The 21,486-nt window shown below is 64.7% G+C and carries 15 protein-coding genes and 1 pseudogene; 12 read left to right on the plus strand and 4 right to left on the minus strand.

Annotation, left to right across the window (positions count from 1 at the left end):
- Window positions 1–40: 40 nt before the first annotated feature.
- Window positions 41–1,753, plus strand: a complete 1,713-nt coding sequence (locus tag CLU85_RS20730) for a methyl-accepting chemotaxis protein (protein ID WP_100411934.1) — start codon at window positions 41–43, stop codon at window positions 1,751–1,753.
- A 99-nt stretch (window positions 1,754–1,852) separates the two neighbouring features.
- On the opposite strand, the gene CLU85_RS20735 is transcribed toward CLU85_RS20730, so the two are convergent.
- Window positions 1,853–2,566 carry a Crp/Fnr family transcriptional regulator gene (locus CLU85_RS20735; protein ID WP_198509226.1) on the minus strand — a complete coding sequence of 238 codons (714 nt, stop codon included), beginning with the start codon at window positions 2,564–2,566 and terminating at the stop codon, window positions 1,853–1,855.
- Window positions 2,567–2,742: 176 nt separating this feature from the next.
- Here CLU85_RS20735 and CLU85_RS20740 point away from each other — a divergent pair, with 176 nt between their 5' ends.
- Window positions 2,743–3,948 (plus strand): ABC transporter substrate-binding protein, encoded by a 1,206-nt coding sequence (locus CLU85_RS20740; RefSeq protein WP_100411936.1) that lies wholly within the window; start codon window positions 2,743–2,745, stop codon window positions 3,946–3,948.
- 105 nt (window positions 3,949–4,053) lie between these two features.
- Here CLU85_RS20740 and CLU85_RS20745 read toward each other — a convergent pair whose 3' ends face one another.
- Entirely contained in the window at window positions 4,054–4,848 is a 795-nt protein-coding gene (locus tag CLU85_RS20745) for a general secretion pathway protein GspB (RefSeq protein ID WP_100411937.1), read from the minus strand.
- Window positions 4,849–4,853: 5 nt separating this feature from the next.
- Window positions 4,854–6,595: pseudogene (locus CLU85_RS20750) on the minus strand (AAA family ATPase).
- 232 nt (window positions 6,596–6,827) lie between these two features.
- On the opposite strand from CLU85_RS20750, the gene CLU85_RS20755 reads away from it, so the two are divergent.
- The 9 genes from CLU85_RS20755 (at window position 6,828) to CLU85_RS20800 (ending at window position 18,343) form a co-directional block, all read left to right on the plus strand.
- On the plus strand, window positions 6,828–8,774 hold the full coding sequence (locus tag CLU85_RS20755; RefSeq protein ID WP_100411938.1) for a long-chain fatty acid--CoA ligase: 1,947 nt from the start codon (window positions 6,828–6,830) through the stop codon (window positions 8,772–8,774).
- A gap of 35 nt (window positions 8,775–8,809) precedes the next feature.
- A complete protein-coding gene (locus CLU85_RS20760) occupies window positions 8,810–9,595 on the plus strand; it encodes an ABC transporter ATP-binding protein (RefSeq protein ID WP_100411939.1) in 786 nt (261 codons plus the stop codon).
- Between the two features lie 15 nt (window positions 9,596–9,610).
- Window positions 9,611–10,540 (plus strand): branched-chain amino acid ABC transporter permease, encoded by a 930-nt coding sequence (locus CLU85_RS20765; RefSeq protein WP_100411940.1) that lies wholly within the window; start codon window positions 9,611–9,613, stop codon window positions 10,538–10,540.
- Window positions 10,541–10,694: 154 nt separating this feature from the next.
- Window positions 10,695–11,771 (plus strand): branched-chain amino acid ABC transporter permease, encoded by a 1,077-nt coding sequence (locus CLU85_RS20770; RefSeq protein ID WP_100411941.1) that lies wholly within the window; start codon window positions 10,695–10,697, stop codon window positions 11,769–11,771.
- Between the two features lie 132 nt (window positions 11,772–11,903).
- Window positions 11,904–13,232 carry an ABC transporter substrate-binding protein gene (locus tag CLU85_RS20775; protein WP_100411942.1) on the plus strand — a complete coding sequence of 443 codons (1,329 nt, stop codon included), beginning with the start codon at window positions 11,904–11,906 and terminating at the stop codon, window positions 13,230–13,232.
- Between the two features lie 226 nt (window positions 13,233–13,458).
- Window positions 13,459–14,271 carry an ABC transporter ATP-binding protein gene (locus CLU85_RS20780; protein WP_100412677.1) on the plus strand — a complete coding sequence of 271 codons (813 nt, stop codon included), beginning with the start codon at window positions 13,459–13,461 and terminating at the stop codon, window positions 14,269–14,271.
- A 224-nt stretch (window positions 14,272–14,495) separates the two neighbouring features.
- Entirely contained in the window at window positions 14,496–15,743 is a 1,248-nt protein-coding gene (locus CLU85_RS20785; protein WP_100411943.1) for a phenylacetate--CoA ligase family protein, read from the plus strand.
- A 331-nt stretch (window positions 15,744–16,074) separates the two neighbouring features.
- A complete protein-coding gene (locus CLU85_RS20790; RefSeq protein WP_100411944.1) occupies window positions 16,075–17,061 on the plus strand; it encodes a tripartite tricarboxylate transporter substrate-binding protein in 987 nt (328 codons plus the stop codon).
- A 244-nt stretch (window positions 17,062–17,305) separates the two neighbouring features.
- Window positions 17,306–18,343, plus strand: coding sequence for a tripartite tricarboxylate transporter substrate binding protein (locus CLU85_RS20800; RefSeq protein WP_100411946.1), 1,038 nt, complete (start codon window positions 17,306–17,308; stop codon window positions 18,341–18,343).
- A gap of 95 nt (window positions 18,344–18,438) precedes the next feature.
- Here the strand turns inward: CLU85_RS20800 and CLU85_RS20805 are convergent, their stop codons facing one another.
- Window positions 18,439–18,765 (minus strand): DUF1840 domain-containing protein, encoded by a 327-nt coding sequence (locus CLU85_RS20805; protein WP_100412678.1) that lies wholly within the window; start codon window positions 18,763–18,765, stop codon window positions 18,439–18,441.
- A 367-nt stretch (window positions 18,766–19,132) separates the two neighbouring features.
- Between CLU85_RS20805 and CLU85_RS20810 the strand changes: the two genes are divergently transcribed.
- Window positions 19,133–21,484, plus strand: coding sequence for a bifunctional salicylyl-CoA 5-hydroxylase/oxidoreductase (locus CLU85_RS20810; protein WP_100411947.1), 2,352 nt, complete (start codon window positions 19,133–19,135; stop codon window positions 21,482–21,484).
- Window positions 21,485–21,486: the final 2 nt, after the last annotated feature.

A 21,486-nucleotide genomic window follows, 5' to 3' on the forward strand; every position in this document is an offset into this window, starting at 1 on the left:
TTCACACTGTTTGATTCCCTTCGAGACAACAAGGACCCCCATGTCGGCCGCTTCTTCACTCAAATCCTTGTCGATCTCCAGCCGGCTCAGCCTCGGGTTTGGCTGCATGTTGGTGCTCATCATCGCGGTGGCAGCCTTGGGCCAGTGGTCTGTCAGCCAAGTACATGACCAGATGCGCCAGATCACCGGCACCGGGGCCAACAAGGCCAAGCTGGTCAATGGCATGCTGGAGGGCGTAAGCGCCATCGGTATCCAGAGCCGGTCGGCCGCGATGCTCAACGACATCGACCCCAAGCAGGCTCGCGAGCAAATAGCTGCCGTGGGCAAGACGCTCAAGGAGTACAGCACCCAGGAAGCGGCGCTGACCGAGCTACTCACCCCTGCCCTCGCCACCCCCGCCGAGATCAGGCTGCTGGGCGAGGTGAAGGCGCTGGGCCAGAAAACCCGCCCCGAACTCGACAACGCCATCAAAGCCGCGGACGACGGTGACACCGTGAGCGCCACACTGGCGCTCATGACCCGGGTGGCACCCGGCGAGACTGCCTGGCGCGCCAAGCTGCGCGAACTGGTCGAACTGCAGAGCGCCCTCAACACCGAAGCCACGGCGTCGACCGAGCAGACCCAAAGCAACGCGCGTGTGGTGGGTGGCCTGCTGGTGCTGCTGGCCATTGGGCTGGGTGCGCTGATTGCGTGGCGCATCACCTCCAGCATCACAGCGCCCATTGGCCGGGCTGTGGTGGTGGCAGAACGCATCGCACGTGGCGATCTCACCTCGCAGGTGGAAGTGCGCATCCACGACGAAACCGGCCGTCTGCTCGAAGCTATCGCAGCCATGCAGGAGCGCTTGCGCACTCTGGTGGGTGAAATCGGCCAGACCGCCGACTCCATTCTTGTGGCCAGCTCCGAGGTCGCCTCGGGCAACCTCGACCTGAGCCAGCGCACCGAACAAACATCGCACAACCTGCAAAGCGCGGCCACATCGCTGGTCGATCTGACCGGCACCGTCTCGCAAAGCGCAGACTCGGCCCGACAGGCCAATCAGCTGGCCTCCACCGCATCGGACGCCGCCACACGCGGAGGCGAAGTGGTGTCGCAAGTGGTGCGCACCATGGACACCATCAGCGCCAGCTCGCGCAAGATCGCCGACATCATCAGCGTGATTGACGGTATCGCGTTCCAGACCAATATCCTGGCCCTCAATGCGGCCGTAGAAGCGGCCCGTGCTGGCGAGCAAGGCCGTGGTTTTGCCGTGGTCGCGGGCGAGGTGCGCAGTCTGGCCGGCCGCTCGGCCAATGCAGCGCGCGAAATCAAGGCGCTGATTGGCGCCAGTGTGGATCAGGTGCAAGAGGGAAGCACCCTGGTGAACCATGCGGGCAAGACCATCGAAGAACTGGTGCTGTCGGTGCGCCGCGTGTCAGACATCATGGGCGAGATCACCGCCGCCACCCAGGAACAAAGCCAGCGCATCGGCCATGTCAGCCACTCGGTGGGCGAACTCGAAGAGATGACGCAGCAGAACGCCGCACTGGTGGAAGAAGGCGCCGCCGCCGCCGACAGCCTCAAAGACCAGGCCGGGCGCCTGACGCAGATGGTGGGCACTTTCCGGCTCACGCGTGTGGGTGGCGATGACAACAGCTGGGGTGCGGCAACCCCTTCTGCATCGCCCATGGCCGTGCCAGCGCCAGCGCGTACGGCAGCCCCGCGCGCCCTGGCCTCAGCCATCTCCCGCGCTCCGGCACTGCCACGCAGCTAACTCGACTTTAAAACTGGCGCGGCCTACACCAGGGGCGCCGAGCAAGGGCCGCCCCGCAGCGAGGGCGCCATCCCCGTCAGGGAGAAGGCGCAAAGCGCCTCAGGGGGGAGTCACACTGGACCGCAGCGCCGCCAGGTCCAGCACGCGCAGGCCGCCGTATTCCACCCGGATCGCGCCCTGCCCCTCCAGCGCCGCCAGAGCTTCGTTCACCCGCTGACGCGACAGCCCCACCAGGTAAGCCAGCTCCTGCTGCGTGATGCGCAGCACCTCACCCACGCCCGGGTACAGCACGGGGTTGAACAGCGATGCCAGGCTGCGCGCCACGCGCACATCGGGGTTGTTCAGGCGGTCGATCTCACGGGCGGCAATGAACTGGCCCAGGCGCTCGTTGAGCTGATTCATCACAAAGCGGTTGAAGCCAATGGAGTGGTCAAGCAGCCAGTGAAAGCTGTCAATCGGCAGCCCCGCCACCACGCTTTTGCGCAGCGCCTGAATGTTGTAGCGGTAGGGCTCGCGCTTGATGGTGGTGCCCTCGCCAAACCAGCCGCCAGGCGGCAGGCCTGCATAGGTCATGGTCTGGCCCTGGGCGTTGTCGGTGCTCATCTTGAGCAGGCCCTCCACCACACCGAACCAGTAGGTGACCGGGCGCCCCACGCGGCACACGTAGTCTCCCGCCTTGGCATCGCCCACCAGCAACGAGGCCACGGCACGCTCGCGCTCGGCGGGCAGCAGCAGGTTGAGCCACGGAATACCGTCCAGTTCCTGCGGCGTGGGCGACCGGCGCCGCTGGTGCAGTGACAAGTCCTGGTTCATGCGTGGGTCCATAGCGCAAAGGTTCTCATGAAAAAGGGCGGCCCGCAGCGACAGTGAGGGGCGGGAATACCACGACCCCAATTGTCGTCAGACTGACAAAAAAATGCCAATCGTGACGGGATGATGTCGCCTCGCGCCCCGGCCGCATCCGACCGGCACCCGAGGAGACCCGCACCATGACCCGACAACCGCCCACCGACACGCACACCAGCGCCCCATTGCAACGCGTCCCAAGCCCCCTGGCCCGCCGCCAGGTGCTGGCCACCGCAGCCGCCGCAGCCGTTGGCCTGCCCTGGCTGGGCTGGGGCGGCCCCGCCCGAGCGCAAGAGGGCACGATCAGGATTGCGCAGTCCACCGCCCTCACCGGGCCCCTGGGGGATCTGGGATCGGCCATGCACCAGGGCGCCAAGGCAGCGTTTGCGGCCATCAATGCGCGCGGCGGCATCCATGGCAAGGCCATCGAACTGGTCACCCAGGACGACACCTACGACGTACCCAAGGCGTTGGCCAATGTGGAACAGTTCCTGGCCGACCCGGGCTACTTTGCTTTGTTCAACTGCATGGGCACCCCCATGATCGACGCGATGCTGCCCAAAGTGATGGAGAGCGGCATCCCGTTCTTCGCCCCCTTCACCGGCGCGCAGCTGAGCCGCACCAAAAGCGCCCGCAACGTGTTCAACATCCGCGCCAGCTATGCCGACGAGGCCGAAAAACTCGTGCAGCACCTGTCAACCATCGGCATCCAGCGCATCGGCATCGTCTACCAGAACAACTCGTTCGGCAAAGAAGTGTTCACGGCGGCCAAGCAGTCGATGGATCGCCTCAAGCTGCCCGAGGCACTGAGCGTGACGGTGGAGAACAACGCCTCGGACGCAGGCGCTGCCGCCACCAAACTGGCGAGTGGCAACCTGGAGGCCGTCGTGATCGGCCTGGCTGGCAAGCCCACGCTGGAGTTCGTGAAAGCCTATCGCACCCTCAAGCGGGGCGTGACGCTGTATGCCCTGTCGGTGATGGGCACGCCCGCCACGGTAAAGGCCCTTGGCGCGGACGCCACAGGCATGGCGATTTCGCAGGTGGTGCCCCTGCCGTCCAACGTGGTGATGCCCGTGGTACGCGAATTCCAGGCCGCCTGGAAGGCCTCGGGCGCCACCGCCGAGCCCTCCCACCTGGCGCTGGAGGGCTACATCAACGCCCGCGTGTTTGCCGAAGCCCTGCAACGCGCAGGCCGCAACCCCACGCGTGCAGCCTTCATCGACGCCACCTGGAACCTCAAAAAGTGGGACCTGGGCGGTTTTGAGATCAGCGCCAGCACCCCCGACCGCAACGCCTCGCGTTTTGTGGAGCTGACGCTGGTGGGGCGCGATGGGCGGTTCATCCGCTGAGGGCGGTGCTATTGCTCTGACGAAAACTATCAAATAGATAGCACCTTGCGCATACGCATCAAGCGCTACCGGCCGATTTCTATGTGTAAAGCGCCTATGAGGCGCCTACTGTGACGCCAACCCGTACCGGTACCCCTTGAAGGACCAGATGGTCCGCCCGGGTTCGATCTTCTCCAGCAGCAAGCCGGGGCCAGCGGGATCCCCCTCATGCAGCACCTGACCATTGACGATGGCCATGCGGTACACCGGGTTGCTGGAATAGGTCACGCCAGAGATTTTCAGCGAGGGCAGCTGCGCGCGCACGGCCTCAGGAAGATCCGCCTGTGCAAACACGGTGCCCGTGGGCGCTGCCACAGCCGGGGCAGGGGTCGGGGTCGGCTCCTTGGGGATGACGACGCGGGCAACCGCCGCAGTGTCCCGGGCTGGCTCTGCTGCGCGTGAGCGGGCCGCTTCTGCGGCCAGTGCACGCTGGGCGGTCGGCACTGCGGCGGGTTTCTCGCGCTGTTCTGCGGGTGCCAACCCACCCGGCAACGGACGGGCCCCAGACGGAGCTGCCGGGGACGGCACCGCCGCAGGCGCCAATGCTGCAGGAGGCGCCGCCACGGGTGCAGCGACAGGGGATGCCAAGCCAGACAACGGCGATGGCGATGGCGACACAGAGGTTGCCGCAACCACGCCCCCCGCCCCTGGGGCATTGCGCTGCATCATCCACCAAGCACCGGCAGCGGCCACACCGGCCACAGCCACCAGGGTCACAACGACCAGCAGCGGGGCAACCACCGACCGCGCCGCCACTGGCGCCGCACCAGGCACTGGGACCACCTGCGTATGAAGCCCCGGCACAGCGCCTCGGCCCCGTTCGGCTTCTGCGCGGCGCAACGCATCAAGAATGTAGGACATGAAAATCAGACTCCGGTGCGCAAACGCGGTTCGCTCACGCCATTGACGCGGTTGAGCAACATGAGGGTCAAAGGGCCGGCGCGGCCGTCTGGCGTGACGCCCTGGGCCAACTGAAAGCGCTGGACACGGGATTGACGCACTGCGGTGGTAGCAGGTCGCCCGCCTGCCCCCAAGCCCCCGGCAGCGGCGGTCGCCAGTTGTTTGTCGAGCCAGGCGGCACCGGCGACGGTCTCGGTGATCTCGCCTTTGTCGGGCATGCCGGGCGGGGCGCGCCACAGCGTGGCAATGTCGCCGCGCCACACCTGCGCCAGCTCTGCCACGGGCACCCGCAGCGTGTGGCCGGAGCCTTCCAGCGTGGCCATATCACCGTCGAGGCCGCGCAACACGGCAGCTACCACCACGTCGCCCTCCTCCGATGGGAAAAGCGTCAGCAGCACGGGCCGGTCGATTTGTCGCACCAGATTCAGGCCCGCGCGACGATTGCGGTAGCAGCGAAGGCCATCGCGTGGCAGTGTGGCACAGGCGTCCGCCCCATCCGGCAGGCGTGCTCCCCAGGCAGACGCCAGTGCCTGCCACGCCAAGGCATCGCTGGCGGGCTGCGCCGCAAGAAACTGCTGCAGGCCAGACAAAGGCGCCAAGACCTTGGCAGCAGGCACCGAAACCGCACTGGCCGGGCCCGCCGCAGGGGGCGCCCCTGCGGTACCTGCCACAACAGGGTTGCTGCCAGCGGGCGACTGCTGGACAGCCGCGCCGGGGCGTGCTGGCGCGGTGGCAACCACGGCCCCCCCGCCTTGTGGCGGCGGGGGCCACACCCCCAGAACGCCGACCACAGCGGCCACCAAGGCCGCCCCCGCCAAAGCCCCCATCCCCGCAACGGCCCAGCGAGGCCAGCCCCCCGGGCAGTGCGCGCGGCGGCCGCAGAGGCGGGCGCATCAAACACCTCGCGGGCGGCGCGGTTGACGATGGCCACATTGACCTCACGCACTCCTGCGGCGTAGGCCCCCAGCAGCGCCCGGTCGCACAGCAGGTTGATGCGCCGGGGCACACCCCGCGACAGCTTGTGCACGCGCCGAATGGCGCGCCGGCTGAAGGGCTGCGGCCCGTTCAGGCCCGCCACGGCCAGGCGGTGCGCAATGTACTGCTGCGTCTCCTGCGGGCTGAGCGCATCCAGATGGAACCGCGCGATCACGCGTTGCGCCAGCTGCTCCAGCGAAGGGCTGGCGACCATGGCGCGCAGCTCTGGCTGGCCGATGAGAATGATTTGCAGCAGCTTGCGCTCGCTGGTCTCCAGGTTGGTCAGCAGGCGCAACTGCTCCAGCACATCGGCCGAGAGGTTCTGCGCCTCGTCAATGATGAGAACGGTATTGCGTCCGGCCCCATGGGCTGCCAATAACGCCGCGTTGAGCGGGTCGATGTAGTCCTTGACCGTCTCCCCCCCTGGCACCGTGGGCTGGTGGGGCACACCAAACTCATCGCAGATGGAGCGCAGAAGCTCCTCCACCGTGAGCTTGGGGTTGAAGATGTAGGCCACATCGCAGTGCGCCGGGATCTGCTCCAGAAAACAGCGGCACACCGTGGTCTTGCCAGCCCCCACCTCCCCCGTGAGCAGCACAAAACCGCCCCCGGCATCCAGCCCGTAGAGCAGATGGGCCAGCGCCTCGCGATGCCGCTCGCTCATGAACAGGTAGCGAGGGTCCGGGGCAATAGAAAAAGGGGGATGCTGAAGACCGAAAAACGGGGCGTACATACCCTGAGGATACCGCCCCATGCGAAGCCCTTCCCCTTGCGCCCCAGCACCACACTGCACAGGCCCAGCCGTCCGAGGCAGGGTTTCACCCGACAAGTAGTTTCCCGTAAATTGTCGTCGGCAAGACAAGATAACGTCAAAGTGCGTCCTAGCATCGGACCCAACACGCAAACACAAGCTTGCGCGCCCGGCAGTCACCGGGCTGACACCCTCTCACTTTTAGGAACCTGCAATGTTGACCACGTTCCCGCAACTGCTGCTCAAGCATGCCGCCGAACGCCCCACGGCACCGGCCCTGCGCGAAAAAGAATATGGCATCTGGCAGGCCCACAGCTGGGCTGATCTGGCACGCATGGTGGAGCAGGTGGCTGCCGGGCTGCACCTGGCCGGCCTGCAGCGCCATGAGCACATGGTGGTGATCGGGGCCAACCGCCCGCGCCTGTACGCCACCATGCTGGCTGCGCAATCGCTGGGGGCCATCCCGGTGCCGCTGTACCAGGACGCCGTGGGTGCCGAGTGCATTTTCCCGCTGAACAACGCTGAAGTGCGCTTTTGCCTCGTGGAAGACCAGGAGCAGGTAGACAAGCTGCTCGAAATCCGCGAGCAGTGCCCGCAAATCTCCAACATCTTCTTTGACGACCCACGCGGCCTGCGCAAGTACGCCGAAGAAGGCCTCGCATCTCTGGACTCGCTGATCGAGGCAGGCCAAGCGCATGTCGCGAAGAACCCCCAGTGGTTTCGCAACGAGGTCGCCAAGGCCCAGCCCGATGACGTGGCCGCGATGTTCTTCACCTCGGGCACCACCGGCAACCCCAAGGGCGTGGTGCACACCCACAGCACGCTGCTCGACCGCGCCAGTGCAGGTGCCGAGTTCGACAAGCTCACCAGCGCCGAAGAAGTGCTGGCCTACCTGCCGCCCGCCTGGATCGGCCAGAACATCTTCAGCTACGCGCAGTGGCTGGCCTGCGGCTACGTGGTCAACTGCCCCGAGTCGGCCAGCACCGTGACCATCGATTTGAAGGAAGTGGGCCCCACGTACTACTTTGCGCCCCCCCGCATTTTTGAAGGCCTGCTGACCAGCGTGATGATCCGCATGGAAGACGCGGGCGCCCTGAAGCGCAAGATGTTCCACGCCTGCATGGCCGTGGCCCAGCGCGTGGGACCGGCGCTCATGGATGGCGAAGCGGTTGGCACACTCGACCGCATCAAATATGCCATGGGCAACCTGCTGGTGTACGGCCCGCTGCGCAACAACCTGGGTTTCAGCCGCGTGCGCGTGGCCTACACGGCGGGCGAAGCCATTGGCCCCGACCTGTTCACCTTCTACCGATCCATCGGCATCAACCTCAAGCAACTGTACGGCTCTACTGAGACCGCCGTGTTTGTGTGCCTGCAGCCCGACAACCAGGCCCGCGCCGACACCGTGGGCGTGCCCATTCGCGGCGTGGAGATCAAGGTGGCCGACAACGGCGAGATCCTGGTCAAATCCGCCGGATTGCTCAAAGAGTACTACAAGAACCCCAAGGCCACCGCCGAGGTGCTGACGGCCGACGGCTGGTACCACACCAGCGATGCGGGCTTTCTGGACGCACACGGCCACCTCAAGATCATCGACCGCGTGAAAGACGTGGGCCGCATCATGGGCGGCGCCAACGACGGTGCCATGTTTGCGCCGAAGTATGTGGAGAACAAGCTCAAGTTTTTCCCGCACATCAAGGAAGTGGTGGCCCTGGGCGACAAGCGCGAGAGGGTCTGCGTGATGGTCAACATCGACTTCGACGCCGTGGGCAACTGGGCCGAGCGCCGCAACCTGCCCTACGCGGGCTACACCGACCTGGCGCAAAAGCCCGAGGTGTACGAATTGATCCGCGAATGCATCGAGAAGGTCAACGCCGACCTCGCCACCGACGCCATGCTCGCGGGCAGCCAGGTGAGCCGCTTCCTGGTGCTGCACAAGGAGCTGGATGCCGACGACGGCGAGCTCACCCGCACCAACAAGGTCCGCCGGGGCTTCATTGCCGACAAGTACGGCGTGCTGGTCGAGGCGCTGTATGCCGGGCGCACCGAGCAGTACATCGAGACCCAGGTGAAGTTTGAAGATGGCCGCACGGGCAGCGTGAGCGCCACGCTCAAGCTCTCGGATACAAAAACTTTTGCGCCGGTGAAAACTGCCGCATGAAACCCGCGCTCTACCCGCTTGAGAAGCCACTACCCATGACCACCAAGAAGATCGGCGACGTCATTCTCGACGTCAAGAACATCAGCCTGCGGTTTGGCGGGGTGAAGGCGCTGACCGACATCTCGTTCAACGTGAAAGAGCACGAGATCCGCGCCATCATCGGCCCCAACGGCGCGGGCAAGAGCTCCATGCTCAACTGCATCAACGGCGTGTACACGCCGTCCGAAGGCTCCATCACCTTCCGTGGCAAGACGTTTGACCACATGAACTCGCGCCAGGTGGCCGAGATGGGCGTGGCGCGCACGTTCCAGAATCTGGCGCTGTTCAAGGGCATGAGCGTGATCGACAACATCATGACCGGCCGCAACCTCAAGATCAAAAGCAACCTGCTGCTGCAGGCGCTGCGCTGGGGCCCCGCCGAGCGCGAGGAAATCCGCCACCGCGAGTACGTCGAACACATCATTGACTTCCTGGAAATCCAGGCCTTTCGCAAAACACCTGTGGGCCAGCTGCCCTACGGCCTGCAAAAGCGCGTTGATTTGGGCCGTGCACTGGCCATGGAACCACAAGTGCTGCTGCTCGACGAGCCCATGGCCGGCATGAACGTGGAAGAAAAGCAGGACATGTGCCGTTTCATCCTGGACGTGAACGACGAGTTCGGCACCACCATCGTGCTGATTGAGCACGACATGGGCGTGGTGATGGACATCAGCGACCGCGTGGTGGTGCTCGACTACGGCAAGAAAATCGGCGACGGCAGCCCCGACGAAGTACGCAGCAACGAAGACGTGATCAGTGCCTATCTGGGCACATCGCACTGATCGGGAGAACGACACATGGCATTCTTTCTGGAAACCCTCATCGGCGGCCTCATGGCCGGCATGCTGTATTCGCTGGTCGCACTGGGCTTTGTGCTGATCTACAAGGCCTCGGGCGTGTTCAATTTTGCGCAGGGCGCCATGGTGCTGTTCGCAGCGCTGGCCATGGCCCGCTTTGCCGAGTGGATTCCCAGGTGGACCGGCATCGACAACCCCATCGTGGCCAACCTGGCGGCCTTTGTGATTGCAGGCGCCATCATGTTCGTGGTGGCCTGGCTGATCGAAAAACTGGTGCTGCGCCACCTCGTGAACCAGGAAGGCGCCACGCTGCTCATGGCCACGCTGGGCATCACCTACTTTCTCGAAGGCCTGGGCCAGACGCTGTTTGGCAGCGACATCTACAAAATCGATGTGGGCATGCCCAAAGAGCCCATCTTCGCGTTCGACAGCGTCTTTCAGGGCGGCATCCTGATCAACAAGGAAGACGTGATCGCCGCCGCCATCGCGGCAACCCTGGTCGCCCTGCTCTCGGTGTTCTTCCAGAAAACCTCCACCGGGCGCGCACTGCGTGCCGTGGCCGACGACCACCAGGCCGCGCAGTCCATAGGCATTCCGCTCAACCGCATCTGGGTGATCGTGTGGTGCGTGGCGGGTGTGGTGGCCCTGGTGGCCGGGATGATCTGGGGCAGCAAGCTGGGCGTGCAGTTCTCGCTGACAACCGTAGCGCTGCGTGCGCTGCCCGTGGTGATCCTGGGCGGCCTCACCTCGGTGCCCGGCGCCATCATCGGCGGCTTGATCATCGGCGTGGGCGAGAAGCTGTCGGAGGTGTACCTGGGCCCGTTTGTGGGCGGGGGCATCGAGATCTGGTTTGCGTATGTGCTGGCGCTGGTGTTTCTTCTGTTCCGGCCACAAGGTTTGTTCGGAGAAAAAATCATTGATCGCGTATGAAATACGAGAGCAATGATTTTTCGAAGGAGGCTCAACGTGCGCAGCACGTTGACTGTGGGAACGACGTTCACACAGGGCACCGCAGGTGCGCCCCCGTGCAAACGATCACACACCGCGTCTAACCCATAACAAGAACGAACCCAGGAGACACACCATGCTCTACCGCGAAAACGGCCAGTTCAAAACGAGCTACCGCGCCGACCAACAGATCTTCCCCATCGCGCAGGACCGCATCGCCGTTGGCATCATCCTGGCCCTTGCATTCATCGTCGTGCCGGCCTTCGCCAGCGACTACATCTTTCGCGCCATCCTGATCCCCTTCGTCATCATGGCGCTGGCGGCTCTGGGAGTGAACATCCTCGTAGGCTACTGCGGCCAGATCTCGCTGGGCTCGGGCGCCTTCATGGCGGTGGGTGCCTACGGCGCCTACAACTTTTTCGTGCGCTTTCCGGGCATGCCGCTCATCCCCGCGCTGATCCTGGGCGGACTGTGCGCTACGTTCTTCGGCATCCTGTTCGGGCTGCCCAGCCTGCGCGTCAAGGGCCTGTACCTGGCCGTGGCGACGCTGGCCGCGCAGTTCTTCAGCGACTGGATGTTCCTGCGCATCAAGTGGTTCACCAACAATTCCGACTCCGGGTCGGTCTCGGTGAACAACCTGCAAGTGTTTGGCATGCCCATCGAAAGCGCCACCAGCAAATACATCTTCTGCCTGGCGCTGCTGGTGGTCGTGGCGCTACTCGCCAAAAATCTGGTGCGCGGCGCGATCGGCCGCGAATGGATGGCCATCCGCGACATGGACGTGGCCGCCGCCGTGATCGGCATCCGCCCCATGTACGCCAAGCTCAGCGCGTTTGCGGTCAGCTCGTTCATCGTGGGCATGGCGGGCGCGCTCTGGGCCTTTGTGCACCTGGGGGCCTGGGAGCCTGCGGCGTTCTCGGTGGAAATCTCGTTCCGCTTGCTGTTCATGGTGATCATCGGCGGGCTGGGCTCCATCGCCGGGGGCTTCTTTGGCGCCGCCTTCATCGTGGTGCTGCCCATCGTGCTCAACCAGTTCCTGCCCGCCTTCATGGGGCTGTTCGGCATCGAGGTGTCCACGGCGGGTGTTTCACACGCCGAGCTGATGATTTTTGGCGCGCTGATCGTTTGGTTCCTGATCGTGGAGCCGCATGGCCTGGCCAAGCTGTGGTCCACCGCCAAGCAGAAGTTGCGCCTGTGGCCGTTCCCGCACTGAGCGCCTGACTGGCACTTATTGCGGAAACCCCTTACTCGCAATTCCCGATACGTAGACCCAGCGTTGCCGCGTTAACTGTCTGTCCATCTGGTTTTTCCCGTGCTTCAACACATTCATCCAAAGGAGACATCCATGAAGCTTTCGAAACTCGTGATCGCCGCAGCGGTGGTTGCTGCCGGTGCCTCGTCCATCACGACGAGCGCCTTCGCGCAGGCCAAGGAGCAGTTCTTCCCGCTGCTGTCCTACCGCACCGGCCCCTACGCCCCCAACGGGGTGCCATGGGCCAATGGCAAGCAGGACTACATCAAGATGATCAACGCCCGCGACGGCGGCATCAACGGTGTGAAGCTCACTTTTGAAGAATGCGAAACCGGCTACGCCACCGACCGGGGCGTGGAATGCTACGAGCGCCTGAAGGGCCGTCCCGGCGTGTCGCTGTTTGACCCACAAGCCACCGGCATCACCTTTGCGCTGACCGAAAAAGCCCCCGTCGACAAGATCCCGCTGATGACCTTGGGCTACGGCCTGTCGGTCGCGCAGGACGGCCAGGCCTTCAAGTGGAATTTCCCCTTCATGGGCAGCTACTGGACGGGCGCCGACATCCTGATCCAGCACATCGGCAAGACGGCTGGCGGCCTGGACAAGCTCAAGGGCAAGAAGATCGCCCTCGTGTACCACGACAGCCCGTTCGGCAAGGAGCCGATCCCGCTGCTGCAAGAGCGCTCCAAGATGCACGGCTTTGAACTGCAGATGCTGCCGGTCACAGCACCCGGCGTGGAGCAAAAAGCCACCTGGCTGCAAGTGCGCCAGAGCCGCCCTGACTATGTGCTGCTGTGGGGCTGGGGCGTGATGAACTCCACCGCCCTGAAGGAAGCCCAGGCCACGGGCTTCCCGCGCGACAAGCTGTATGGCGTGTGGTGGGCCGGTGCCGAGCCGGACGTGCGCGACGTGGGCGAAGGCGCCAAGGGCTACCACGCCCTGGCACTGAACGGCTACGGCACGCAGAGCAAAGTGATCCAGGACATCATGAAGCATGTGCACGACAAGGGCCAGGGCACGGGCCCCAAGGACGAAGTGGGCTCGGTGCTGTACACGCGTGGCGTGATCATCCAGATGCTGGCCGTCGAATCGGTACGCCGCGCACAGGAGCGTTTTGGCAAGGGCAAGGTCATGACCGGCGAGCAAGTGCGCTGGGGCATGGAAAACCTCGCCCTGGACCAGAAGAAGCTCGACGCCATGGGTTTTGGTGGCGTGATGCGCCCCGTGTCCACCAGCTGCGCCGACCACATGGGTTCCACCTGGTCCCGCGTGCACACCTGGGACGGCAAGAAGTGGGACTTCTCGTCCGACTGGTACCAGGCCGATGAACAGATCATCAAGCCCATGGTCAAGGCGGGCGCCGACAAGTACCTGGCCGACAAGAAGATGACGCGGCGTGAGGCGGCGGATTGCCAGTCTTGATTCGGACCATCCCCCTGAGGCGCTGACGCGCCTTCCCCCTTCTCTCGAATCGCTGCGCAATTCGGGAAGGGGGACGACACCAGCGCGGCGGGGCGGCCCTTGCGCGGTGTCCCTGGCGATGGCGCTGCGACCGTTTCAACGGGGGGGTTGAGCGGCTGCCTTCGGGCAGCCGCCAATCCAAAGGGTTGTGCAACAACCCTTTGGATTGGTACAGGAAGGCAACACCATGGACTCCAACAGCAACATCGTTCTCAACGTCAACGGCATCGAAGTCATCTACAACCACGTGATCCTGGTGCTCAAGGGCGTCTCGCTGCAGGTGCGCGAGGGCTCCATCGTGGCCATCCTTGGCGGCAATGGTGCCGGGAAAACGACCACGTTGCGGGCCATCTCCAACCTGCTCAAGGGCGAGCGCGGCGAGGTCACCAAGGGCTCCATCGAGCTGCGCGGCGAGCGCATCGAAAACCTGTCGCCCGCCGACCTGGTGCAGCGCGGCGTGGTGCAGGTGATGGAGGGCCGGCACTGTTTTGCCCACCTGACCATCGAGGAGAACCTGATGACGGGCTCGTACACCCGCACCAGCAAGGCCGAAATCGCGGCCAACCTCGAGAAGGTCTACAACTACTTTCCGCGCCTCAAGACGCGCCGCACCTCGCAGGCCGCCTACACGTCGGGCGGTGAGCAGCAGATGTGCGCCATCGGCCGCGCGCTCATGGCCAACCCCAGCATGGTGCTGCTCGACGAGCCCTCGATGGGCCTGGCGCCGCAGATCGTGGAGGAGGTGTTCAACATCGTGAAGGACCTGAACACCAAGGAGAAGGTGACCTTCCTGTTGGCCGAGCAGAACACCAACATGGCGCTCAAATATTCCGACTACGGCTACATCATGGAAAGCGGCCGCGTGGTGATGGACGGCATGGCCAGCGACCTGGCCAACAACGAAGACGTCAAGGAGTTCTACCTGGGCGTGGGCGGCGGCGAGCGCAAGAGTTTCAAGGACGTCAAAAGCTACAAGCGGCGCAAGCGCTGGCTGGCTTGAGGAGCCCCCTGCGGCGCTGCGCGCCTTCCCCCTCAGGGGGACGCACCCGGTGGCCTGGCAAAGCCAGTTCCACGGGTGCGCTGGTGGGTTAGCGCGGGCGACCAGGGCCGTGTTCTTTTTCAGACCTCGAACGGAATCACTCTCAATTTCATAGCTGCTTGCGCTTTATGGATAAGCGCTAGAGGCCAATTTCACTTTCAACCACCTCACAAGGAAACCCAGGCATGAGCACGTTCTATGACGCCCTGGAAACACGCAGCCCCGCAGAGCGCGAAGCGGCGCTGATGGCTGCGCTGCCGCAGCAGATCGCCCATGCCCAGAAGGCATCGCCCGCATTTGCCAGCATCCTGGCTGGCGTGGATGCGTCCAACATCACCAGCCGCACCGCGCTGGCGCAGCTGCCCGTCACCCGCAAGTACGAACTGCTGGAGCGCCAGCAAGCGGGCCGCGCCACCAACGTGTTTGGCGGGTTCAGTGCGCTGGACTTTGGCGCGGGCATGACGCGCGTGTTCGCCAGCCCCGGCACCATCTACGAGCCCGAGGGCACACGGCCGGATTACTGGCGCATGGCGCGGGCGATCCACGCCGCAGGTTTTCGTAGCGGCGAGCTGATCCACAACAGCTTCAGCTACCACTTTGTGCCTGCGGGTTCGATGATGGAGACCGGTGCCCACGCGCTGGGTTGCACCGTTTTTCCGGGCGGCACAGGTCAGACCGAGCAACAGGTGCAGGCCATGGCCGAGCTGCGGCCTGCAGGCTATATAGGCACGCCCAGCTTCCTCAAGATCATTGTCGAAAAGGCCGCCGAGATGGGCATTCCCCTGCCCAGCGTGAAGAAAGCCCTGGTCTCGGGCGAGGCGTTCCCGCCCTCGCTGCGCGACTGGTTTGCCGAACGCGGCATTGCGGGCTATCAGTGTTATGCCACGGCCGACCTGGGGCTGATTGCCTATGAAACCTCGGCCCGCGAAGGCCTGGTGCTCGGTGAGGGTGTGATCGTCGAGATCGTGCGCCCCGGCACGGGCGATCCCGTACCGGAGGGCGAGGTCGGCGAGCTGGTTGTCACCACACTCAACCCCGACTACCCGCTCATCCGCTTTGGCACGGGCGACCTGTCGGCGGTGTTGCCCGGCCACTGCCCCACAGGCCGCACCGCCACCCGCATCAAGGGCTGGATGGGCCGCGCCGACCAAACGACCAAAGTGCGCGGCATGTTTGTGCACCCCGGTCAGGTCGCCACCATTGCTCGGCGTTTCCCGCAGGTACTGCGCGCGCGCCTTGTGGTCAGCGGCGAAATGGCCAATGACCAGATGGTGCTGCAGGTCGAAACCACCGAAACCGCCGAGGGCCTGGCCCACCAGCTGGGCGACGCCATCCGCGAGGTGACCAAGCTGCGCGGTGATGTGCAGATGGTGCCCCCAGGCACGCTGCCCAACGACGGCAAAGTGATCGAAGACGCGCGCAGCTACAAATAGCCCTCTGTGTTGCCTGCGGCCGCACCCCTCGTGCGTGCCGCAACCCACGCAGAGACCGCGGGGCATTGCAAAGGCAGGAGGGATGAGGGCCGTGCCCGCCGGGGACTGCACCCAGCGGGTTTGCGGCAACGCAAGACATCCCCATTTTGGCGGTGGACGTCGCAGTGTTTACCCTAACGAATGCTGCATTTTTAATAGCAAGTAGCGCTTTATTGACAAGCGCTTCTGGCCTATTTGGCTTAAAGACCATGCGGCGCGTGGGCTACGTAATATCCGCAATGCTCCACCAAACCCCCCTCGCTATCATGGCCCGTCATTTACAGGAGAGATCATGAAAACAATGCTGAAACTCGCACTGATCGCTGCGGCCGCTGTGGCAGCCCTCGGCGCCAACGCCCAAGACTACCCCGCCAAGGACAAGACGGTCACCCTGGTGGTGCCCTTTGCAGCCGGCGGCCCCACAGACCGCGTGGCGCGCGACCTGGCAGAAGCTCTGCGCAAGCCCCTGGGCGCCAACGTGGTGGTGGACAACACCGCCGGTGCCGGTAGCTCCATCGGCGCGGCCCGCGTGGCCCGTGCTGCGCCCGACGGCTACACGCTGCTGCTCAACCACATTGGCATGTCCACCATGCCCGCGCTGTACCGCAAGCTCGCGTTCAGCGTGCCCAACGACTTCGAATACCTGGGCATGGTCAATGAAGTGCCCATGACGCTGATCGCTCGCCCCACCATGCCAGCCAATAACTTCAAGGAGTTGACGGCCTGGATTCAGCAGAACAAGGGCAAGATCAACCTGGGCAACGCTGGCCTGGGCGCCGCCTCGCACCTGTGCGGCCTGATGTTCCAAAGCGCCATGCAGGTGGACATGACCGCCGTGCCCTACAAGGGCACAGCCCCCGCCATCACGGACCTGATCGGCGGCCAGATCGACCTGCTGTGTGACCAGACCACCAACACCACCGGCCAGATCGAATCCAAGAAGGTCAAGGCCTATGCCGTGACCACCGCCAAGCGCCTGACCACGCCGGCCCTCAAGGACCTTCCCACCCTGGCCGAGTCAGGTTTGAAAGACTTCAATGTGAGCATCTGGCACGGCATGTACGCCCCCAAGGGCACGCCGGCCGACGTGCAAAAGAAGATCAACGAAGCCCTCAAGGTGGCCCTGAAAGATCCCGAATTCATCAAGAAGCAGGAAGGCCTGGGCGCAGTGATCATCACCGACAAGCGCGTGGACGGAGCGGAGCACAAGAAGTTCGTGGTCTCCGAGATCGAAAAGTGGGGCGCAGTCATCAAGGCAGCAGGCACCTACGCCGACTGATGGCCTGAGACTTGTGACGACCGCATGTACACAGGGCCTCACGGCCCTGTGGGCTGCCCCCAGAACCGCTGTGCACCGCAAGGTGCCAGCGGTTTTTTCGTGGCGACCGTGATGATCGATTCCGATGCGGTGGGTCAAACCACCCGCACCCCCCGCGTGCCGGTTCGGGTTATCCATCTGCCCCAACCGCGCCAGCCCGCGTAGAACACGGGCATACCTGCACCCACAAGTCACAAGGACCCCCATGGCACACGCCTCCATCGCCCACCCTTCCCGCCGCCTGACCCTGGCCATCGCCGCCAGCGCTTGCGTGCTGGCCTGCTCCCTCTCTTTGCTCACGTCTCCCGCCCAGGCCCAGTCCGCCTGGCCCAGCAAACCTGTGCGTATCGTGGTGCCCTTCGCACCCGGAGGCACCACCGACATCCTGGCCCGCGCCATGGCGCCCGAGCTGTCCAAGGCATTCGGCCAGCAGTTCATTGTGGACAACCGTGCAGGCGCCGGAGGCAACGTGGGCGCCGAGATCGTGGCCAAGGCGCCCGGCGACGGCTACACGCTGCTCATGGGCACCGTGGGCACACACGGCATCAACCGCGCGCTGTATGCCAAGCTGCCCTACGACCCCATCAAGGACTTTGCGCCCATCACGATGGTGGCAGCGGTGCCCAATGTGATGGTGATGAACGCCGACAAGGCCAAGGCCCAGGGCATCCACAACGTGCAGGACTTCATCCGCGTGGCCAAGGCCAACCCCGGCAAGATGAACATGGCATCGAGCGGCAACGGCACGTCGATCCACCTCGCGGGCGAGTTGTTCAAGAGCATGACCGGCACCTTCATGCTGCACCTGCCCTACCGGGGCTCCGGGCCTGCGCTCATGGACATGGTGGCGGGCAACGCCGATGTGATGTTCGACAACCTGCCCTCATCGATGGCCCAGATCAAGGCCGGCAAACTCACCGCGCTGGCCGTGACCAGCTCTGAGCGCTCCAGCGCCATGCCCGAAGTCCCTACCGTAGAGCAGGCCGGTGGCCCCACCCTCAAGGGCTATGAGGCCAGCTCATGGTTCGGCCTGCTGGCACCGGCGGGCACACCGCCCGACATCGTCAGCCGCATTCAACAGGAGGTCGCAAAGTCGCTGGCCACGCCTGCGATGAAGGAGCGTTTGGTGGCCCAGGGCGCCATTCCTGGCGGCAACACACCGGCTGAATTTGCCAAGCACATCGACAAGGAACACAAGAAGTGGGCGCAGGTGGTCAAGGCGTCGGGGGCGAAGGTGGACTGAGCGCCCTGCCAGGCGCTGAGACCCATCGGCCTGAACCCAGAGAGCAAAAGAAAAGGCCCGCAGATGCGGGCCTTTCGCATGGCTTTGGCAGGGGCCTAAACCCCCCACACCACATCCGCCGTCTCGGCCGCGCTCTTGCGCAGCATCTCGATGAACGGTGCCGCGCGCTGGCGCAGGCGCACAGCCTCGGCACTGCCGCCCGGTTCGTCGTCATCGCCCCTGCCCTGCCCCTCCTGCACCGGCGGTTGGGCCTCGCTGGCCGACACAGCCGCCTCCAGCGCAGCGATGGCATCGGGGATCTGCGCGGCCGTCAGGATGCCGCTGGCGCCAGGGCCCTTGCCGATGATCTCCAGGATCTGGCGGCCCTGGGGTTCGAGCATGATCAGGTCGGCGGCGGCTTTGGACTTGAATTTGTAGAGCATGGTGGAGCGGGTCCTTTCAGGTTGCGGTCGTTGTCGATTGCCTTCTGCGCAGTTGCGCTTGATGGCCTTGATGATTTGATCGGTGGACACGTCAGTCCCCGCGTGCACAGGTGGCCTGATTGTGCGCCGGGCAGGGCCCGCCCGACAGAGACGGCACTCACGCAGCACCTTATCGCCCGCTCTGCGGCTCCCCGTGCGGCATCCACCCCATGGGGCGAAGGCCGTTACGCAATCCGCTTGTCGCAGCGGGCCCGCAGGGGTGCGCACGGCGCAACACCACCCCCATCCTGACCGTAACCAGCCTCCCCAGCCGCTTTCGGGGATCGCCCCATTGACAGCAATTTGTTTAAGCCTAAACTATTTTCCCATGAACATCCTTTGCATCGGTGGCGGCCCCGCAGGCCTGTACTTCGCCCTGCTCATGAAGCAGCAGAACCCTGCCCACCACGTGACGGTGGTCGAGCGCAACCGGCCGTTTGACACCTTCGGCTGGGGCGTGGTGCTGTCGGACCAGACGCTGGCCAACCTGCAGGCGGCTGATGCGCCCACGGCCGCACTCATCGGCGATGCGTTCAACCACTGGGACGACATCGAGGTGTTTTTCAAAGGCCGCAGCGTGCGCTCCACCGGCCACGGCTTTTGCGGTATCGGGCGCAAGCGGCTGCTCAACATCCTGCAGGACCGGTGCCTGGCAGTGGGCGTGGACTTGGTGTTTGAGACCGATGTGGCAGACGACCAGGTGTTGGCCGCGCAGTACCAGGCCGACCTGGTGATTGCCTGCGACGGCCTCAACAGCCGCATCCGCACGCGTTACGCCACCACCTACCAGCCCGACATCGACCTGCGTGAATGCCGCTTTGTGTGGCTGGGAACGCACAAAAAGCTCGACGCATTTACGTTTGCTTTCGAGCAGACGGAACATGGCTGGTTCCAGGCGCACGCCTACCAGTTCGACGCAGATACCTCCACCTTCATCATCGAAACGCCCGAGGCGGTATGGAAGGCGCACGGCCTCGACCAGATGGAGCAACCCGAGGCCATTGCGTTCTGCGAGAAGCTGTTTGCAAAGTACCTGGATGGCAACGCACTCATCAGCAACGCCACGCACCTGCGCGGTTCGGCCAACTGGATCCGATTTCCGCGCGTGATCTGCAACACCTGGGTGCACCGCGAGACCATTGGCGGCAAGCGCGTGCCCATTGTGCTGATGGGCGATGCGGCGCACACCGCGCACTTCTCGATTGGCAGCGGCACCAAGCTCGCGCTCGAAGATGCGATTGATCTGGCCAACGAATTCGCCACCGGCCTGCCCATCGACGAGGTGCTGCAGCACTACGAGGCGCGCCGCAGCGTCGAGGTGCTCAAGATCCAGAACGCCGCGCGCAACTCCACCGAGTGGTTCGAAAACGTGGAGCGCTACGCGGGCATGCCCATCGAGCAGTTGGCCTACTCGCTGCTCACGCGCAGCCAGCGCATCAGCCACGAGAACCTGCGCCTGCGCGATGCCGCGTGGCTGGAGGGCTACGAGGCATGGCTTGCAGGTGGCAAGGCGGCTATTCCGCCCATGCTCACGCCGTTCACCCTCAAGGGCATCACGCTCAAGAACCGCATCGTCGTGTCACCCATGGCCACTTACAGCGCGGTCGATGGCGTACCGCAGGACTTTCACCTGGTGCACCTGGGCGCCCGCGCGCTGGGCGGTGCCGCCCTGGTCATGGTGGAGATGACCAGCCCCACGCCCGAAGGCCGCATCACGCCCGCCTGCACGGGGCTGTGGAACGACGCACAGCAAGCCGCGTTCACGCGCATCGTGCAGTTTGTACACGCCAGCAGCACGGCCAAGATCGGCCTGCAGCTGGGCCACAGTGGCCCCAAGGGCTCCACCCGCGTGGGGTGGGAGGGCACGGACGAGCCGCTGGAAACGGGCAACTGGCCGCTGCTGGCCGCCAGCCCGCTGGCCTACGGTGCGCAGAACCAGGCGCCCGCCGCCATGACGCGCGCCGACATGGACGCGATGACCGCCGCGTTCGTCGCCAGCGCGCAGCGCGCCGTGGCCTGCGGCTTTGACTGGCTGGAGCTGCACTGCGCACACGGCTACCTGCTGGCCAGCTTCATCAGCCCCATCACCAACCAGCGCACGGATGACTACGGCGGCAGCCTGGCCAAGCGCTGCCGCTACCCGCTCGAAGTGTTCACCGCCGTGCGTGCCGTGTGGCCGCAGGGCAAGCCGCTGAGCGTGCGCATCTCGGCGCACGACTGGGTGCCCGGCGGCACCACGCCGGACGATGCCGTGGCCATAGCCCGCCTGTTCAAGGCGGCTGGTGCCGATCTGATCGACGTGTCCTCCGGCCAGACCACGCGCGCTGCCAAGCCCGTGTACGGCCGCATGTACCAGACGCCGTTTGCCGACCGCATCCGCAACGAGGTGGGAATTGCCACCATGGCCGTGGGCGCCATCACCGAGGCAGACCAGGCCAACAGCATCATTGCGGCCGGCCGCGCCGACCTGTGCGCCATTGCCCGCCCGCACCTGGCCGACCCGGCCTGGACGCAGCACGCCGCCGCACAGCTGAGCCCCATCGCCGCGGCCCACATCGACTGGCCGGTGCAGTACCACAGCGGCCGCGACCAGATGCTGCGCGAGATTTCCAAGCAAAAACAGGTCGCAGCGCTTGTCAATATTGCACAAGCAGCTAGCAAAACAGAAGCGATCGAGTAGCC

Origin of the sequence: Acidovorax sp. 69, from assembly GCF_002797445.1 — a bacterium.
In the GTDB taxonomy this organism is placed as follows: Bacteria; Pseudomonadota; Gammaproteobacteria; order Burkholderiales; family Burkholderiaceae_C; genus Acidovorax.

Coding starts and splice junctions, on each gene's coding strand:
- CLU85_RS20800 (WP_100411946.1), top strand. CDS start 17,306: ATGGCACACGCCTCCATCGCCCACCCTTCCCGCCGCCTGACCCTGGCC.
- CLU85_RS20755 (WP_100411938.1), top strand. CDS start 6,828: ATGTTGACCACGTTCCCGCAACTGCTGCTCAAGCATGCCGCCGAACGC.
- CLU85_RS20805 (WP_100412678.1), bottom strand. CDS start 18,765: ATGCTCTACAAATTCAAGTCCAAAGCCGCCGCCGACCTGATCATGCTC.
- CLU85_RS20785 (WP_100411943.1), top strand. CDS start 14,496: ATGAGCACGTTCTATGACGCCCTGGAAACACGCAGCCCCGCAGAGCGC.
- CLU85_RS20780 (WP_100412677.1), top strand. CDS start 13,459: ATGGACTCCAACAGCAACATCGTTCTCAACGTCAACGGCATCGAAGTC.
- CLU85_RS20770 (WP_100411941.1), top strand. CDS start 10,695: ATGCTCTACCGCGAAAACGGCCAGTTCAAAACGAGCTACCGCGCCGAC.
- CLU85_RS20760 (WP_100411939.1), top strand. CDS start 8,810: ATGACCACCAAGAAGATCGGCGACGTCATTCTCGACGTCAAGAACATC.
- CLU85_RS20735 (WP_198509226.1), bottom strand. CDS start 2,566: ATGAACCAGGACTTGTCACTGCACCAGCGGCGCCGGTCGCCCACGCCG.
- CLU85_RS20740 (WP_100411936.1), top strand. CDS start 2,743: ATGACCCGACAACCGCCCACCGACACGCACACCAGCGCCCCATTGCAA.
- CLU85_RS20775 (WP_100411942.1), top strand. CDS start 11,904: ATGAAGCTTTCGAAACTCGTGATCGCCGCAGCGGTGGTTGCTGCCGGT.
- CLU85_RS20810 (WP_100411947.1), top strand. CDS start 19,133: ATGAACATCCTTTGCATCGGTGGCGGCCCCGCAGGCCTGTACTTCGCC.
- CLU85_RS20745 (WP_100411937.1), bottom strand. CDS start 4,848: ATGTCCTACATTCTTGATGCGTTGCGCCGCGCAGAAGCCGAACGGGGC.
- CLU85_RS20790 (WP_100411944.1), top strand. CDS start 16,075: ATGAAAACAATGCTGAAACTCGCACTGATCGCTGCGGCCGCTGTGGCA.
- CLU85_RS20765 (WP_100411940.1), top strand. CDS start 9,611: ATGGCATTCTTTCTGGAAACCCTCATCGGCGGCCTCATGGCCGGCATG.
- CLU85_RS20730 (WP_100411934.1), top strand. CDS start 41: ATGTCGGCCGCTTCTTCACTCAAATCCTTGTCGATCTCCAGCCGGCTC.